This window comes from Mesorhizobium sp. LNJC391B00 (genome assembly GCF_000502535.1).
GTDB lineage: Bacteria > Pseudomonadota > Alphaproteobacteria > Rhizobiales > Rhizobiaceae > Mesorhizobium.
The window spans coordinates 556,835-571,935 of record NZ_AYWI01000006.1; the positions used below are offsets into that span (position 1 = coordinate 556,835).

Consider the following 15,101-nt stretch of genomic DNA (forward strand, 5'->3'; position numbering starts at 1 on the left):
GTTCAGCCGCGCGGCGACCGGTGGCCGCCGCCGCGAGCGGCGGGCAGCGGCGGGACGGGCTCGGTGGAGTGTCCCTTGTAGAGCGGCGATTCGAGATAGCGGGCAATGGCAAAGCGCACCAGCACGGCAACCGCCGCCGAAGCAGGAACGGCAATCAGCAGGCCGACGAAGCCGAACAAGGCGCCGAAAGCGAACAGCGCAAACATCAGCCAGACCGGGTGCAGGCCGACGCTTTTTCCGACCAGCCGGGGCTGCAGGATGTTGCCTTCGATGAACTGACCGATGAAGAAGACCACCGCGACAGCAACGATCATGGTCCAGTCCGGCCAGAACTGGACGAAGGCGACGCCGACGGCCAGCACCAGCCCGGTCAGCGAGCCGACATAGGGAATGAAGGAGATCAGCCCGGCGAAGAGCCCGATCAGGATGGCGAAATTCAGCCCGGTCAGCGTCAGGCCAGTGGCATACATGCCGCCGAGCACCAGGCACAGCGTGCCCTGGCCGCGCACGAAGCCGGCCGTCGCGGTGTTGATGTCCCTGGAGATCGCCCTGACCGTCCCGACATAATCGCGCGGCACCCAGCTGTCGACGACCGCCACCATGCGATCCCAGTCGAGCAGCATGTAGAAAGCGACGACCGGTGTGACCACGAACAGGCTGACCACCGACACCAGAGCAACGCCGGAACTCCAGATCGAGGTGAAGACGGTGCTCAGCAGGCCGAAACCGGACGTGAGCAGCGAATTCAGCCCGTCGCGCAGGCCATTGGCATTGACGCCGAATTTCTGCTCCAGCCATTTCGGATCGAAGCTGGTGATCAGCGACTGCAGCCGGGTCAGATATTCCGGAAGCTTGCTGGCGAAATCGGCCATCTGCGTGGCCAGAACCGGAACCAGGATGACGAAGGCCAGCACCAAAAGGACGATGAAGGCGATCAGGATGACCACCGTCGCCATCAGCCGGGAGAGGCCGAGGCGTTGCAGCCGGTCGGCGACCGGGTCGAGGAAATAGGCCAGCACCATGCCGGCAACGAACGGCAACAGGATGCTGGAAAAAATGTAGAGGAACAGCGCCAGGAAGATTGCCGTGCCCAGCCAGAAGAAAATCTGGCGGCGAAACGCCAGGGACGCAGCCGCCTCTGCCAGCGCTGCAGTCGCGGCATTCTTGTCAACTACCCGGGGTGGAGCCTTCGCCATAGCCGCTCATATGCCTCAGCCAAGCCACGAGATAGGCCGCGGCCGAAGCCACGGTCAAGACCCCGGACAGCAATATGAGCGTAGGCCTGAGCGGGTCGAGGTGGAGGCCAAGGGCAAGTTCGCCCAGCACCACGGCGCCAGCACGATCTGGGCGGCGGTGTTGGCCTTTCGACACATAGAGCGGCTTCATCTCGACCGGATGCGCCATGACCGTGGACAAAAGCACGGCGCAGATGATCAGCGCATCGCGTGACACCATGGTCACCACCAGCCACAGCGGCAATTGCCCGATGAAGCCCATGACCACGAACACCGAGACCAGAAGCACCTTGTCGGCCATTGGATCGAGATAGGCGCCGAGTTTCGAATGCTGGTTGAAACGGCGGGCGATGAAGCCGTCAACGCCGTCGGAAATGCCGGCGACGAGAAAGCCGGCAAAGGCCCAGTCCCAGCGCATATTCAGCATCGCCAGTACGACGGCCGGAACCAGCACGAAGCGCAGGATGGTGATGAGGTTGGGAATGGTCAAAGGCATGTCCCGCCATGCTTGTTCTGCAGATCGATGGTGGAGATGGATTGTGGCTGCAAGGACCCAGCGGTGAAGGGGCGACTGTCCACGTATTTATCTTGGGCAAAAGCCCGGTATCCTGTCGTCATCCTTGCCCCCCGAAACCATTCATGCGAAGAGCCGCCGAGGGAAACAGGGATGCGCCGACGATGAGCAAGGGCGACCGGGCCAAGCGCAAGAACGGGCTCACCTATGCCGAGGCGGGCGTCGACATCGATGCCGGCAACCTCATGGTCGAGAAGATCAAGCCGCTGGTGCGCGCGACGCGCCGGCCGGGCGCCGATGGCGAGATCGGCGGTTTTGGCGGCCTGTTCGACCTCAAGGCGGCGGGTTTCACGGATCCGGTGCTGGTTGCCGCCAATGACGGCGTCGGCACCAAGCTGAAGATCGCCATCGATGCCGGCAAGCACGACACGATCGGCATCGACCTCGTCGCCATGTGCGTCAACGACATCGTCGTGCAGGGCGCCGAGCCACTGTTCTTCCTCGACTATTTCGCCACCGGCAAGCTCGACCCCGACCAGGGGGCGGCAATCGTCGGCGGCATAGCAATCGGCTGCCGACAGGCCGGCTGCGCGCTGATCGGCGGCGAGACGGCCGAAATGCCCGGCATGTATCACGACAAGGATTACGACCTGGCCGGTTTCGCCGTCGGTGCTGCCGAACGCGGCCAGTTGCTGCCGACCGACGATATCGTCGAAGGCGACGTGCTGCTTGGCCTGGCTTCCTCGGGCCTGCATTCGAATGGCTTTTCGCTGGTGCGCCGCATCGTTGGCGTCAGCGGTCTTGCCTGGGGCGATCCGGCGCCGTTCAACGATGAGGCGACGCTGGCAGAGGCGCTGCTCGAGCCGACCCGCATCTATGTGAAGTCGGTCCTCAAAGCGATCCGTGGCACGCACGGCATCAAGGCGCTGGCCCACATCACCGGCGGCGGTTTCCCCGAAAACATCCCGCGCGTCCTGCCAAAGGACTTTTCCGCAGAGCTCGATCTCAATGCCATCGATGTGCCGCAGGTGTTTTCCTGGCTGGCGAAGACTGGCGGCGTGGCGCCGGAGGAGATGATGCGCACCTTCAACTGCGGTATCGGCATGATCCTCGTCGTCGCCTCCGGCCAGGCCGCACAGGTCGCAGCCGTGCTGCAGGAGGCCGGCGAGACGGTGACGCCGATCGGCCGCATCGTGCCGCGCCGCGACGCCGGCGTTATCTATCGGGGCTCGATCGGCCTATGAGCAGGAAACGCACGGTTGTTTTGATCTCGGGACGCGGCTCGAACATGACGGCGCTAATGGCGGCGGCGAGCGACCCGGCCTATCCCGCCGAGATCGTTGGCGTCATTTCCGACCGGGCCAACGCCGCCGGCCTCGGCATCGCGGCCGCGCGCGGTATCCCGACCAAGGTCATCGTGCGCGCCGACCATGCCAGCAAGGAAGCCCATGATGCGGCGATCGACGCCGCGCTGATTGCGTTCAATGCCGAGATCGTGGCGCTGGCCGGCTATCTGCGCATTCTCTCCCGCGGCCTGGTCGAGAAGTGGCAAGGGCGCATGCTCAACATCCACCCTGCCCTGCTGCCGGCCTTCAAAGGGCTCGATACGCATGCGCGCGCCCTGCGCGCCGGCATTCGCATTCATGGCTGCACGGTGCATTTCGTCACATCAGAGATGGATGACGGCCCGATCATCGCGCAGGCAGCGGTGCCGGTGATGGTCGGCGACAACGAAGACACGCTGGCCGCCAGAGTGCTGAAGGCCGAGCACCGGCTTTATGCGCTGGCACTCGGGCTGGTCGCCGACGGCAAGGCGCACATGGAAGGCGGCCGCACCGTGCTGGCGCATTTCGCCGACGATGCCGAAAACGGAACTTCCGTGGTGATGGCGCCCGACCCGCTGCGCGAAGAACGCGATCTCGAACATCTGGCGCGGATCACGCCGTAGGCCGACATGGCGACACCGAGACAATTGCTCCTGCTGCGCCACGCCAAGTCGAGCTGGGACGACCCGGCGCTTGCTGATTTCGACCGGCCGCTCGGGCCGCGCGGGCTGAAGACGGCGCCGCTGATGGGGCGCGAACTGGCCCGGCGCAGTTGGCTGCCTGACCTGGCGCTGGTGTCGCCGGCGCTGCGTACGCGCGAGACATGGCGGCTGGTCTCGGCGGAACTGTCGGCGAGCGTAACGGTGGAGTTCGCCGAGGCGCTTTTCGAAGCCACGGCTGGCGACATTCTGGCCGAGCTGCAGCAGGCAGTCGCATCGGCTAGCTGTCTCCTGGTGCTCGGCCATAATCCCGGCCTGGAGGACTTTGCCCGCCGGCTCGCCGGTCCGCGATCGGGTGTGGCTGCTCTCAGGAAACTTGAAGAGAAATTCCCGACCGGCGCCCTTGCCCGCTTTGTCATCGACGGCGACTGGGCGGATCTCGGCTTCGGCGCGGCCCGGTTGACGCATTGCATCAAGCCGAAGGATCTAAGCTAGACCAAGCTGCCTAACGGGCTAGCCGCAGGTGACAGCCGCAAACCGTGTTTTGAAAAGACCACGGTCAAACAAGGAGATAGGACCAATTGCTGGCGGATTGATTCAAGATCTTTGCGGCCCCGAGTCGATTGCATAAAAACAAGAGCGGTGGGCCGGGCCCACCGCTCTTTGTGGTCGTAGATTTCTCAGAAAATCAACGACCCCAGATGCCCTGGCCAGATTCCGGCTGGTTCGAGTCGCCCTTGATCGTGAAATCGCCGAGGCTGGCCGGCTTGCGGATCGAGGCGGTATAATTGTGATCGATGTTGCCGGCGGGCGCTGTTACAGCAGGCTGGTTGACGCTGTCGGAGCCGTAGTGGTCGCTGCCTGCGAAAGCGGTGCCGGTGGCAAGGAGGATGGCAGCAGCGGTAAGTGCGATCTTGGTCATTTCAGGTAATCCAGATTTTTCAGTTCTGTCCGTCAAGTGGCGTGCCTTGGGAGGAATTCGCGTCGCTCGGACCACCCCGAAATGGGTGTGCGTTGCTGCCATTGCCAATCACAAAAATGTGCGAACCGAACCGTTCGGTTCGGTCTAGGAAGGCGCGAAATGGCGTAGTTGTTGCTATATTCTATTCTCTATACGGCTCCGACCTCGCAACGCCCCTCGTTGCGTTACGCTTGCATCTCAAAAGGTCGTGAAGCCCAGTACGTCGCGCATGTCGTATTCGCGGGGCGGCCGGACGGCGACCCAGCGTGCTGCCGCAATGGCGCCGCGCGCGAACATCGAGCGGTCGGCGGCCGAATGGGAAAGCGTGAGCGTCTCGCCCTCGGCCAGCAAGCTCACGCTGTGCTCGCCGACGATGCTGCCGCCGCGCAGCACGGCAAAGCCGATCTCGCCGGCAGGGCGTGGACCTGTAACGCCGTCGCGGATGCGTTTCGCCACATCGTCCAGCCTGACGCCATGTCCGCGAGCGGCCGCCTCGCCCAGTATCAGCGCCGTGCCCGACGGTGCGTCGACCTTCATGCGGTGATGCGCTTCCAGGATTTCGATGTCGGTGTCGGGACCAAGTGCTCGCGCCGCCTGCTCGACCAGCCCGGTCAGCATGCTGAGCCCGAGCGAGTAGCTGCCGGAGCGAACGATGGCGACGGAGTTCGAAGCAGTAGCGATGGCGGCGAGATCGGCCGGCTCGAAGCCGGTCGAGCCGATGACCAGCGCCGGGCCGCCGCGGGCCGCGCAAGCTTGTGCAAGATCGACGGAGGCCGCAGGCGTGGTGAAATCGATGACGACATCCGCAAGCGCCAGTGCTTCGTCGCGCTCGACCAGCCCCTCACCGATGCTGCCCGGCCTGTGAAAGCGGGCGACAAGCGCCAGTCTGGGATCGGCCTCGACGGCCAGCGCCATCTCGTGGCCCATGCGCCCGAGCGCACCGGCTATGGCTATTTTCAATGGATGCGGCATGGCGGCTTTCGTTGGAAATGCGAGCCCGAACAATCGTCTACCATGCCGCCTTGCCAGATTGATTCAGCCGGCGCCATGCGACTTCAGCATCATGCCGGCGATCTCCTTGACCAGCTTGGCGGCGACCAGCGCCGTCAGATTGGAGACGTCCTGGGTCACATTGTACTCGACGACATCGGCGCCGACGATCGGCTGATCGATCCCCTGGATCAGGCCGATCACTTGCCGGGTTGTAAGGCCACCGGGTTCGCGGTGCGATACGCCGGGTGCACAAGCCGGATCGAGCCCGTCGAGATCGACCGAGAGATAGACCGGCGTCTTGAGGTCAAGCTGCAAATCCTCGCTGAAATGGCGCGCCTCGATTACCTCGACGCCGAAGCGTGTGAGCTGGTCACGAAGCTCGTCGTTGAGCGTGCGCAAGCCGATCTGGACCAGCCGGTCGGCCAGCCCTTCCTCCTGGATGCGTGCGAAGGACGAGGTGTGCGAGCGCTTGTTGCCCTGATAGGCATCGTAGATGTCGGGATGGGCGTCGATCTGGACGATCGTCAGGCTGGGGTGGCGGCGGCGCACGGCGCGCAGCACCGGCCAGGCGATGGCATGGTCGCCGCCGAGGCTGATCAGCGGATGGCCGGCATCCAGCGCACGGCCGACCTCGGCCTCGATCCGTTCCCACGGGTCGCCGGCGCCTGAAAAATCGATGTCGCCATGGTCGACGAAGCTGTCCGCCACATCGAAGCCTGTCTCACTCCACGAACTATGGGCATCGCTTTTGAGCTCGCGCCGGATCAGAGCCGGCGCTGCTGCAGCACCCTTGAGATAGGAAGAGTTCTCGTCGTGCGGTATTCCCAGAAGCGAAACCCTGGCCATCGGCGTGCGATCTCCGGCAACAGGCAATCTCACTAAACCCGGGAGCTGGCGGGCGATAGCGCAGCCGTTTGGGCCAGCAGCGAACGCGGCCTCGCGATCAGGCAGCCGTTATTTCCCAGCCGCGCCGCCCAGTCTCTGCCTGACGATCGCGACATGGAAATTCGTCCCGTGCAACAGCCCGTCATCGTTGAAGTCGTAGCTGGAATTGTGCAGCGGCACTGACGCCTCGCCATTGCCGAGGAAGACAAAGCAGCCCGGCACGTGATCGAGGAAGCGGGCGAAATCCTCCGAGCCGGTCATCGGCTCAGCCGCGACGCCGACGGCAAGCACGCCCTGTGTGGCGGCAAAGGCCTCGTCGACCAGTTCGGCATCGTTCTGCAGCGGCACGAATTCCCTGCTGTAGGTGACCTCGGCGGAGACATTGTAGGCGGCGGCAGTACCCTGAGCGATGACCCGCATCTGCCGCTCGATCTCGGCGCTGACTTCGGGACGGAAACTACGGGCGTCACCGAGGATGCGGGCAAGACCGGGCAAGGCGTTGCGGGTGCCGTCGGTGATCAGCTCGGTCACCGAAACCACCGATATGTCGGCTGGGCTCAGGCGGCGCGAGACGATGGTCTGCAGGTTAGTAACCAGCGCGCAGGCGGCGACCAGCGTCTCATTGCCAGAATGCGGCCGCGCCGCATGGCCGCCTATCCCCTTGAGCACGATCTCGAAATTGTCCTCAGCCGACATGATCGGGCCGGCACGGGTCTCGAAATGCCCGATGGGCAGGCCAGGCATGTTGTGCAGGCCAAAGATCTCGTCAAACGGAAAGCGCTGCATCAGGCGATCGTCGAGCATCGCCAGCGCACCCTTGCCCCACTCCTCGGCCGGCTGGAAGACGAAGCGCACTGTGCCATCAAACCCGCCCTCGGCGGCCAGCAGCTTTGCCGCGCCAAGCAGCATGGTGGTGTGGCCGTCATGGCCGCAGGCATGCATGAAGCCGGTGTTCTGCGAGCGATGGGCCGCCGCCGACTGCTCGGTGATGCGCAGCGCATCCATATCGGCCCTGAGCGCAATCGCCCGGTTGCCGCTGCCGCGCTTCAATGTGCCGACGACGCCAGTGCCGCCGACGCCCTCGGTGACATCGTCCAGGCCGAATTCGCGCAGCTTCGCGGCGACGAAGGCAGCGGTGCGCTTTTCCTCGAAGCCGAACTCGGGGTGCGCGTGCAAATCGCGCCGCCAGCCGGTCATTTCCTGCTTCAGCACATCACGATCGAGCTCAGCCATTTCTTCTCCCCCGACCTATCTTGCAAGCTCACTGGCGACATCAAGCAGGATGTTGGCGCCGGCGACAAGCTCGGCATCTTCAGTGTGTTCGCGCGGATTGTGGCTGATGCCGCCGGCGCTCGGCACGAAGATCATCGCCGCCGGTGCGATGCGGGCCATCATCTGTGCATCATGGCCGGCGCCCGATGTCATGCGCCTGACGCCAAGACCGCGGTTTTTCGCGGCCGCCTCGATCCGTTCGACGATGCCGATGTCGAACAGCACCGGTTCGAAACGGGCCAGTTGCTCTGCCGAAATCGACAGGCTCTCGGCTGCGGCAAGGTCTTCGAGATAGGCAGCAAGGGCCGCCTCATGCGCCTGCAGGCGCTGTTCGTCGGGATCGCGCAGGTCGACGGTGAAGACGGCGCGCGAGGGAATGACGTTGATGGCATTGGGTTCGAAGCGCATCGTGCCTACGGTGACCACGGTTAGTTCATTTGAAGCTTTCGCCCGGTCGTGCAGGAAAGTGATGATGCGGGCGGCGGCATGGCCGGCATCGCTGCGCATCGACATCGGCGTGGTGCCGGCATGGTTGGCGGCGCCGTCGATGGCGATGCGCTGCCAGGAAATGCCTTGCTGATTCTCGACCGCGCCGATCGGCACGCCTTCACGCTCCAACACCGGCCCCTGCTCGATATGAAGTTCGAGATAGGCGTGCGGCTTGAGGAAGCCGGGTTCGCGGTCGCCGGCATAGCCGATGCGGGCAAGTTCCTGGCCGAGCACGCTGCCATCCGTGCCGATGGCGGCCAGCACGGCCTCGGCGCTGACGCCACCGGCATGGCATAGCGAGCCCATCATGTCAGGGGTATAGCGCACGCCTTCCTCATTGGTGAAGGCGGCGACCGCGACCGGGCGCGACGGCGAGAAGCCCGAAGCCTGCAGCGTCTCGATCATCTCCACCCCGGCCAGCACGCCGTAGCAGCCATCATAGATGCCGGCATCGATGACGGTGTCGATATGCGAACCGATGAGCAGTGGCGCCTGCCCGGCATTGTCGGGGCTTTGCCAGATGCCGAAGATATTACCGACCCGGTCGATGGCGACTTCCAGCTTGGCCTGCCTGAGCCAGCCGACAAAGAGGTCACGGCCCTGTTTGTCTGTGTCGGAGGCGGCGAGCCGGATCAGCCTATCCTCACTGTCGCGGCCAACGGCGCCGAGTTCCCGGATGCGGCCAAGCAGACGCTGTGCATCGATCCCGATCATGGCTATGCCTCGGCCTTCAGCTTGCCGGCCAGCACATCGGCGGGGCTCTGCCCGACCAGCTCGGTATAGCGATGCGGGTCTGTGGCGCCTTCGGTGTTGATCAGCAGCACGCGGGATTTGTCGTCGAGCCCGAGCGCGGCCTTGTGGTCGGTCACGGCGCGGATCAGCCCGGCGAGACCGACACCGCCGCTTTCGCCGGCGACGATCACTGGATCATTGCCAGCCGGCCGTGCCAGCCGCCGCATCACCGCGACCGCCTCCTCCTCATCCACTGTCATGAAGGCATCGGCAACCCGCGCCAGAACGCGCCAGGCAACTTGCGAGGCCTCGTAGCATTCGAGCATCGCCATCACCGTCGGCTGATCGTGTGCGACCTTGACCACGTGGCCCGCCCGGGCGGCTGCGACAACGCAGGCGGCGCGGGCCGGCTCGACGACGATGAAGGTCGGCCTGGCGTCACCGAGCACGATGGCGAGATGGCCGGCCAGGGCGGCGGCAATACCGCCGACACCGGCCTGCACGAAGACATGGGTCGGCGGCTGCGGCAACTGGCCCAACGCTTCGCGCACGATCGCCGTATAGCCCTGCATGACCAGACCGGGGATGCGCTCGTAGCCCGGCCAGGAGGTGTCGGACACCACGGTCCAGCCTTGCTCCGCTGAAACCTCGGCGGCCTGCCTGACCGAGTCGTCATAATTGCCGTCGACGCGGATCATCTCGGCGCCATAGCGGGCTATTGCTGCAATGCGCGCCTCGCTGACGCCGGCGTGAACGAAGATTGCCGCTTTCGCGCCAACCAACTGTGCACCTTGCGCGACCGAGCGGCCATGATTGCCGTCGGTGGCGCAGGCAACCGTCATGCCGGCAGCGACCGCCCGGACGTCGAACCGGTTGAGATCGGCCACGTCAACGGGCCGATGAAGCGATCGGCTCGCCTCCTCCAGCACCAGTCGAAAAACGGCATAGGCGCCGCCGAGCGCCTTGAAACTGCCGAGACCGAGGCGAAAGCCTTCATCCTTGATGTGGACGGCGCCGAGGCCGAGTTCGCCGGCCAGCGTCGGCAATGCATGCAACGGAGTTGCCAGGTGATTGTCGCGATGGGCCAGAAAGCGCTCGACCGTATCGGCGCCGGCATTCCCCAGCGTTTCGGCCTCGACCGGATCGAGCGGCCGACGGTGCAAGGCATTGCTGTTGAGCAGGAACACGGGTGGCCTCCTTTGGGTGTGACGAAATCATATTGCAGCCGAGGCGCAAATAGCGCTGTTATTGGCGCTTCGAAATGCAAGTTTGTTTCGCCAGGATAGCGCTTTGCCTCGATCGCCTTCGCTCGACAGTTTCGACCTCGCCATCCTTGCCATCCTGCAGCGGGACAACACGACGCCGCAGCGGCTGATCGGCGAAGCCGTCAACCTGTCGGCGCCGGCGGTGCAGCGGCGCATCAAGCGCATGGAACAGTCCGGCGTCATTGCGGGCAATGTCGCCGTGGTCGACCCGGCGGCGGTCGGCCATCCCATCACCATCTTCGTCGAAGTGGAACTGGAGAGCGAACGCTCGGACCTGATCGACGCGGCCAAGCGGCAATTCTCGGCAGAGCCCGAAGTGCAGCAATGCTACTACGTCACCGGCGAGGCCGACTTCATCCTAGTCATCACCGCGGCCGACATGGGGGCCTATGAGGCCCTGACGCGCAGACTGTTCTTCGACAGCAAGAATGTCCGAAAATTCCGCACCTTCGTTGCCATGGACCGTGTCAGGGTGGGGCTGACGGTGCCTCTGCCGGGATAGCCAGTCACTTTTACGCAATTCCGGACGGAAAACCGCTCACACTTTTCCTGGAATTGCTTCAGCCAGCCGGCCGCAGCCAGACCTTGTTGTCGTGGAAGGCCGCACCGCCATAGGGCGCTGGTGCGTCGGCGCCGGTGAGCACATTGATGCCTTCGCCACGCTCATGGGCGCTGTTTGGCCAGATGCCCTCGGCGATCACCACGCCGCGCTTGAGGCCTTCGAACAGCTTTGCGTGCAGCACCACCTCGCCGCGCCGGTTGCCGACCTCGATACGGTCGCCGTCGCCCAAGCCAAGCGCGGCAGCGTCGTCCGGATGCAACAACAATTCCGGCCGGCCTTCCTTGGCCTTCGACACCGGCGTTTCCGAGAAGGTCGAATTGAGGAAGTTGCGCGCCGGTGATGTCGTCAGCCGGAACGGATGCTCCGCATCCGCGACCTCGATCAGGTCGACATGGTCGGGGAATTCGGGGAGTTCCGCCACCGGCCCGAACAGGCCCATGCTTTTCGGCGGCCGGTTGGGCGCCGCCTGCCCGCTCCAGTTGGCGCGGAAGTGAAATTTCTTGTCGGCATGGCCGAAACCATCGATAAAATGCGCCGCCTCGAAATCCGGCTGCAGGTCGACCCATTTGTCTTCCTTGAGGCTGGCGAAGGAGCCCAGCCCGCGCTTGCCGAGGATGATGTCGATATGCTGCTGCTCGGTCAGGCCAAAGCCCGGCCGGTCGGCGACGCCGAGACGCTGCGCCAATTGCTCGATGACGAAATGGTTGGTGCGCGGCCCTTCCGGCGGTTCGATCAGCTTGGGACCGAGCGTGATGTGCTGGTTGCCACCGCCCTTGTAGACGTCGTCATGCTCGAGAAACATCGTTGCCGGCAAAACGACATCGGCAAGCTTTGCCGTGTCGGTCATGAACTGTTCGTGCACGCAGGTGAACAGGTCATCACGCAGAAAACCATGTTTCACCAGCCGCTGCTCGGGTGCGACATTCACCGGGTTGGTGTTCTGGATCAGCATCGCCGTCACCGGCGGGCCACCGTAAAGCGCGTCCGCTGCGCCGGTCAGCACCGGACCGATGCGCGACTGGTCGAGATGGCGAATATTGGGATCGCGCATCGCGGTGCCTTCCAGCACATCCTGGTTGAGCTTGAAGATGCCGGAATTGGAATGGAAGGCACCGCCACCCTCATATTGCCAGGCGCCGGTGACGGCGGCGATGCAGGACGCCGCGTGCATGTTGACCGAACCATTGCGCTGACGCCCAAAGCCATAGCCGAGGCGGAAATAGGTTTTCCTCGTCGTGCCGACGAGGCGGGCGAAAGCCTCGATCTCGGTGACGGCAAGACCGGTGATGGCGGAAGCCCATTCCGGCGTGCGCGTCTCCAGATGCGCTTCCAGCCCCTTCGGATCGTCGGTGTATCTTTCGAGATAGGCGCGGTCGGCCATGCCTTCCCTGAACAGCACATGCATGACCGCGCAGGCCAGCGCGCCATCGGTGCCGGGCTTCAGCACAAGGCCTATATCGGCCTGCTTCATCGTCGCGTTCTCGTAGACATCGATGACGACGATCCTGGCGCCACGCTCCTTCCGCGCCTTGATGGCGTGGGTCATGACATTGACCTGCGTGACCACGGCATTGGTGCCCCAGATCACCACGCAGTCGGACTTCGCCATCTCGCGCGGATCGGGACCGCGCAAGGCGCCCGCTCCCATCATCCAGCCGGTCCAGGCCAGATTGGTGCAGATCGAGCCGAAGAAGCCGGAGTATTTTTTCGCATGGCGCAGCCGGTCGATGCCGTCGCGCTGCACCAGCCCCATCGTGCCGGCATAGAAATAAGGCCAGACGGTCTCGGAGCCGTATTTTTCCTCGGCCGCGATGAAGTTCTCGGCGACGACGTCGAGTGCCGCTTCCCAGCTGGATTCCTTCCAGACGCCGTCGCCCTTGGCGCCGGCGCGCATCAGCGGCTTCAGCAGTCGGTCCGGATGATGGACACGATCGGCATAGCGCGCGACCTTGGCGCAGACGACGCCAGCCGTATACGTATTGGACTTGGCGCCATGGACACGGCCGATGCGGTTGCCATCGAGCAGCTCGACCTCGAGCGCGCAGGTCGAAGGGCAATCATGCGGACAGGCGGAGTGGCCGATTCTGAGCTTGGCGTGCTGGTTCATGCGGCGTTTTTAGCGGGTTTCGCAGGCGGCGTGTAGGGCCAGATCTTACCCTCCCCTTGATGGGGAGGGTCGGCGCGCAGCGCCGGGGTGGGGTGCGGCGCAGACCCCCGCCCCGCTCGGCTTTGCGGATCGACCCTCCCCACAAGGGGGAGGGTAAATCACTCCGCCGTGCCTTCCTCATACTCGGCCGACATGGTCAGCCACTTTTCCTCGTGACCGGCAAGCTGCTGTGCCAGTTGCGAGCGCTCCTTGGCCAGCCGGGTCGCGGTCGAGGGATCCTTTTCGTAGACGGCCGGGTTGGCGAGCTCGTCCTCGATCAGGTCGATGCGCTTGCGGATGCGGTCCATCAGCGCTTCGGTGGCGCGTATTTCCTTGGCCAGCGGCTCAAAGGCGGCGCGGCGCGCGGCTGCATCGCGGCGGCGATCGGCCTTTGATGCCTTCTCGGCCTCGCGCTTGCCGCGTCGGTCGCCGGACACGCCGGTGACCAGCGTCTTGTAGTCCTCAAGGTCGCCGTCATACGGGTTGACCGCCCCGTCCTTGACCAGCCACAGCCGGTCGGCGGTCGCTTCCAGCAGATGGCGGTCATGCGAGATCAGGATGACGGCGCCGGGAAACTCGTTCAATGCATGGATCAGCGATTCGCGACTGTCGATGTCGAGATGGTTGGTCGGCTCGTCGAGGATGAACAGGTTCGGGCCTTCGAAGGCCGACAGGCCCATCAGCAGGCGCGCCTTCTCGCCGCCGGACAGGTCCTTGGCGGCGGTGTTCATCTTCTCGGTGGTGAGACCGAACTGGGCGACGCGGCCACGTACCTTGGATTCCGGCGCCTCCGGCATCAGCCGGCGGACATGCTCATAGGCGTTTTCATCAGGCCTGAGATCGTCGAGCTGATGCTGCGCGAAGATAGCCACTTTCAGGCCCGGCGCGACCGTCATGGTGCCGCTCTCCTGCTTCAACCGGCCCGACAGAAGCTTGGCGAAGGTCGACTTGCCGTTGCCGTTGGCGCCGAGCAGCGCGATGCGGTCGTCGGCATCGATGCGCAGCGTCATCTTCTTCAGGATCGGCTGGCCCTCGGTGTAGCCGACATTGACGTTGTTCAAGGCAATGATCGGCGACGCCACCGTTTTCACCGGCTCCGGGAAAGAGAACGGCCTCACCGTGTCGTTCACGATCGCCGCGATCGGCTTCATCTTCTCCAGCGCCTTGATGCGCGACTGCGCCTGTCTCGCCTTCGAAGCCTTGGCGCGGAAGCGTTCGACGAAGGACTCCATGTGTTTGCGCGCGGCTTCCTGCTTGACACGGCCCTTCTCCTGCAACTCCTTCTGCTCGGTGTACTGGCGCTCGAACTGGTCGTAGCCGCCGCGCCAGAAGGTCAGCTTCTTCTGGTCGAGATGAACGATGGAATTGACGGCGCGGTTGAGCAGGTCGCGATCGTGCGAAATCAGAAGCACCGTGTGCGGGTATTTCGAAACATAGTTTTCCAGCCACAGCGTGCCTTCGAGATCGAGATAGTTGGTCGGCTCGTCAAGCAGCAGAAGGTCGGGCTCGGCAAACAGCACGGCGGCAAGCGCGACGCGCATGCGCCAGCCGCCGGAGAAGGACGAGGCCGGGCGGCGCTGCGCGGCGTCGTCGAAGCCAAGGCCGGCGAGGATGGTGGCCGCGCGGGATTCCGCCGAATGCGCATCGATATCCGCCAGCCGCATATGGATGTCGGCAATGCGGTGCGCGTCGGTGGCGGTCTTTTCCTCCTCGAGCAATGCGGTGCGCTCGAGGTCGGCCTTGAGCACGATTTCGATCAGCGGCTCCTCGGTGCCGGGCGCTTCCTGCGCCACCTGGCCGATGCGGGTGTTCTTGGGCAGGCTTATCGAGCCGGTCTCGGAGGGAAAGTCGCCGGTGATGGCCTTGAACAGCGTCGTCTTGCCGGTGCCGTTGCGGCCGACGAGGCCGGCCTTGGTGCCGGCCGGCAAGGTCAGCGAGGCATGATCGAGAAGCAAGCGTCCGGCCATGCGGAGCGAAAGATCGTTGATGATAAGCATGCCGGGGCTTTTGCACGGGAGGGCGGCGCTTCGCAAGGGCCTGGGCGCCGGCGGGGGCATAAGGCA

14 protein-coding genes are annotated in these 15,101 nt (G+C 64.4%); 4 read left to right on the top strand and 10 right to left on the bottom strand.

Features of this window, described 5'->3' with window-relative positions:
• Nucleotides 1-2 precede the first annotated feature (2 nt).
• Nucleotides 3-1,196, bottom strand: coding sequence for an AI-2E family transporter (locus X750_RS147090; protein ID WP_023705318.1), 1,194 nt, complete (start codon nucleotides 1,194-1,196; stop codon nucleotides 3-5).
• On the bottom strand, nucleotides 1,168-1,725 hold the full coding sequence (locus X750_RS147085; RefSeq protein WP_023705319.1) for a CDP-alcohol phosphatidyltransferase family protein: 558 nt from the start codon (nucleotides 1,723-1,725) through the stop codon (nucleotides 1,168-1,170). Before X750_RS147085 ends, X750_RS147090 begins: the two co-directional genes overlap by 29 nt.
• A 188-nt stretch (nucleotides 1,726-1,913) precedes the next feature.
• On the opposite strand from X750_RS147085, the gene purM reads away from it, so the two are divergent.
• The 3 genes from purM to X750_RS147070 are packed head-to-tail and all read left to right on the top strand — an operon-like array spanning nucleotide 1,914 to nucleotide 4,228.
• Nucleotides 1,914-2,993 carry a phosphoribosylformylglycinamidine cyclo-ligase gene (gene purM, locus X750_RS147080; RefSeq protein ID WP_023689059.1) on the top strand — a complete coding sequence of 360 codons (1,080 nt, stop codon included), beginning with the start codon at nucleotides 1,914-1,916 and terminating at the stop codon, nucleotides 2,991-2,993.
• The gene (gene purN, locus X750_RS147075; protein ID WP_023747884.1) at nucleotides 2,990-3,697 is read left to right on the top strand and encodes a phosphoribosylglycinamide formyltransferase; all 708 of its coding nucleotides are present in this window, start codon (nucleotides 2,990-2,992) and stop codon (nucleotides 3,695-3,697) included. The genes purM and purN overlap by 4 nt, the downstream gene beginning before the upstream one ends.
• Before the next feature lie 6 nt (nucleotides 3,698-3,703).
• Nucleotides 3,704-4,228 (top strand): histidine phosphatase family protein, encoded by a 525-nt coding sequence (locus tag X750_RS147070; protein ID WP_023705321.1) that lies wholly within the window; start codon nucleotides 3,704-3,706, stop codon nucleotides 4,226-4,228.
• Between the two features lie 193 nt (nucleotides 4,229-4,421).
• On the opposite strand, the gene X750_RS147065 is transcribed toward X750_RS147070, so the two are convergent.
• The 6 genes from X750_RS147065 to X750_RS147040 form a co-directional block, all read right to left on the bottom strand.
• Nucleotides 4,422-4,655: a DUF680 domain-containing protein gene (locus tag X750_RS147065; protein ID WP_023689062.1), complete on the bottom strand. Its 234-nt coding sequence runs from the start codon at nucleotides 4,653-4,655 to the stop codon at nucleotides 4,422-4,424.
• Nucleotides 4,656-4,892: 237 nt separating this feature from the next.
• The gene (gene dapB / locus X750_RS147060) at nucleotides 4,893-5,666 is read right to left on the bottom strand and encodes a 4-hydroxy-tetrahydrodipicolinate reductase (RefSeq protein WP_023747885.1); all 774 of its coding nucleotides are present in this window, start codon (nucleotides 5,664-5,666) and stop codon (nucleotides 4,893-4,895) included.
• A gap of 63 nt (nucleotides 5,667-5,729) precedes the next feature.
• A complete protein-coding gene (speB, locus tag X750_RS147055; RefSeq protein ID WP_023747886.1) occupies nucleotides 5,730-6,533 on the bottom strand; it encodes an agmatinase in 804 nt (267 codons plus the stop codon).
• A gap of 108 nt (nucleotides 6,534-6,641) precedes the next feature.
• Complete coding sequence (locus tag X750_RS147050) at nucleotides 6,642-7,805, bottom strand: amidohydrolase (RefSeq protein WP_023747887.1); 1,164 nt, start codon at nucleotides 7,803-7,805, stop codon at nucleotides 6,642-6,644.
• A 15-nt stretch (nucleotides 7,806-7,820) separates the two neighbouring features.
• The gene (locus X750_RS147045) at nucleotides 7,821-9,047 is read right to left on the bottom strand and encodes a Zn-dependent hydrolase (protein WP_031243040.1); all 1,227 of its coding nucleotides are present in this window, start codon (nucleotides 9,045-9,047) and stop codon (nucleotides 7,821-7,823) included.
• 2 nt (nucleotides 9,048-9,049) lie between these two features.
• Complete coding sequence (locus X750_RS147040) at nucleotides 9,050-10,252, bottom strand: diaminopropionate ammonia-lyase (protein ID WP_023747889.1); 1,203 nt, start codon at nucleotides 10,250-10,252, stop codon at nucleotides 9,050-9,052.
• A gap of 103 nt (nucleotides 10,253-10,355) precedes the next feature.
• Between X750_RS147040 and X750_RS147035 the strand changes: the two genes are divergently transcribed.
• Complete coding sequence (locus X750_RS147035; RefSeq protein ID WP_023705324.1) at nucleotides 10,356-10,832, top strand: Lrp/AsnC family transcriptional regulator; 477 nt, start codon at nucleotides 10,356-10,358, stop codon at nucleotides 10,830-10,832.
• 58 nt (nucleotides 10,833-10,890) lie between these two features.
• Here the strand turns inward: X750_RS147035 and X750_RS147030 are convergent, their stop codons facing one another.
• Both X750_RS147030 and X750_RS147025 read right to left on the bottom strand, forming a co-directional pair.
• Complete coding sequence (locus X750_RS147030; protein ID WP_023695559.1) at nucleotides 10,891-12,999, bottom strand: molybdopterin oxidoreductase family protein; 2,109 nt, start codon at nucleotides 12,997-12,999, stop codon at nucleotides 10,891-10,893.
• Nucleotides 13,000-13,157: 158 nt separating this feature from the next.
• A complete protein-coding gene (locus X750_RS147025) occupies nucleotides 13,158-15,035 on the bottom strand; it encodes an ABC-F family ATP-binding cassette domain-containing protein (protein WP_023705325.1) in 1,878 nt (625 codons plus the stop codon).
• Nucleotides 15,036-15,101 lie beyond the last annotated feature (66 nt).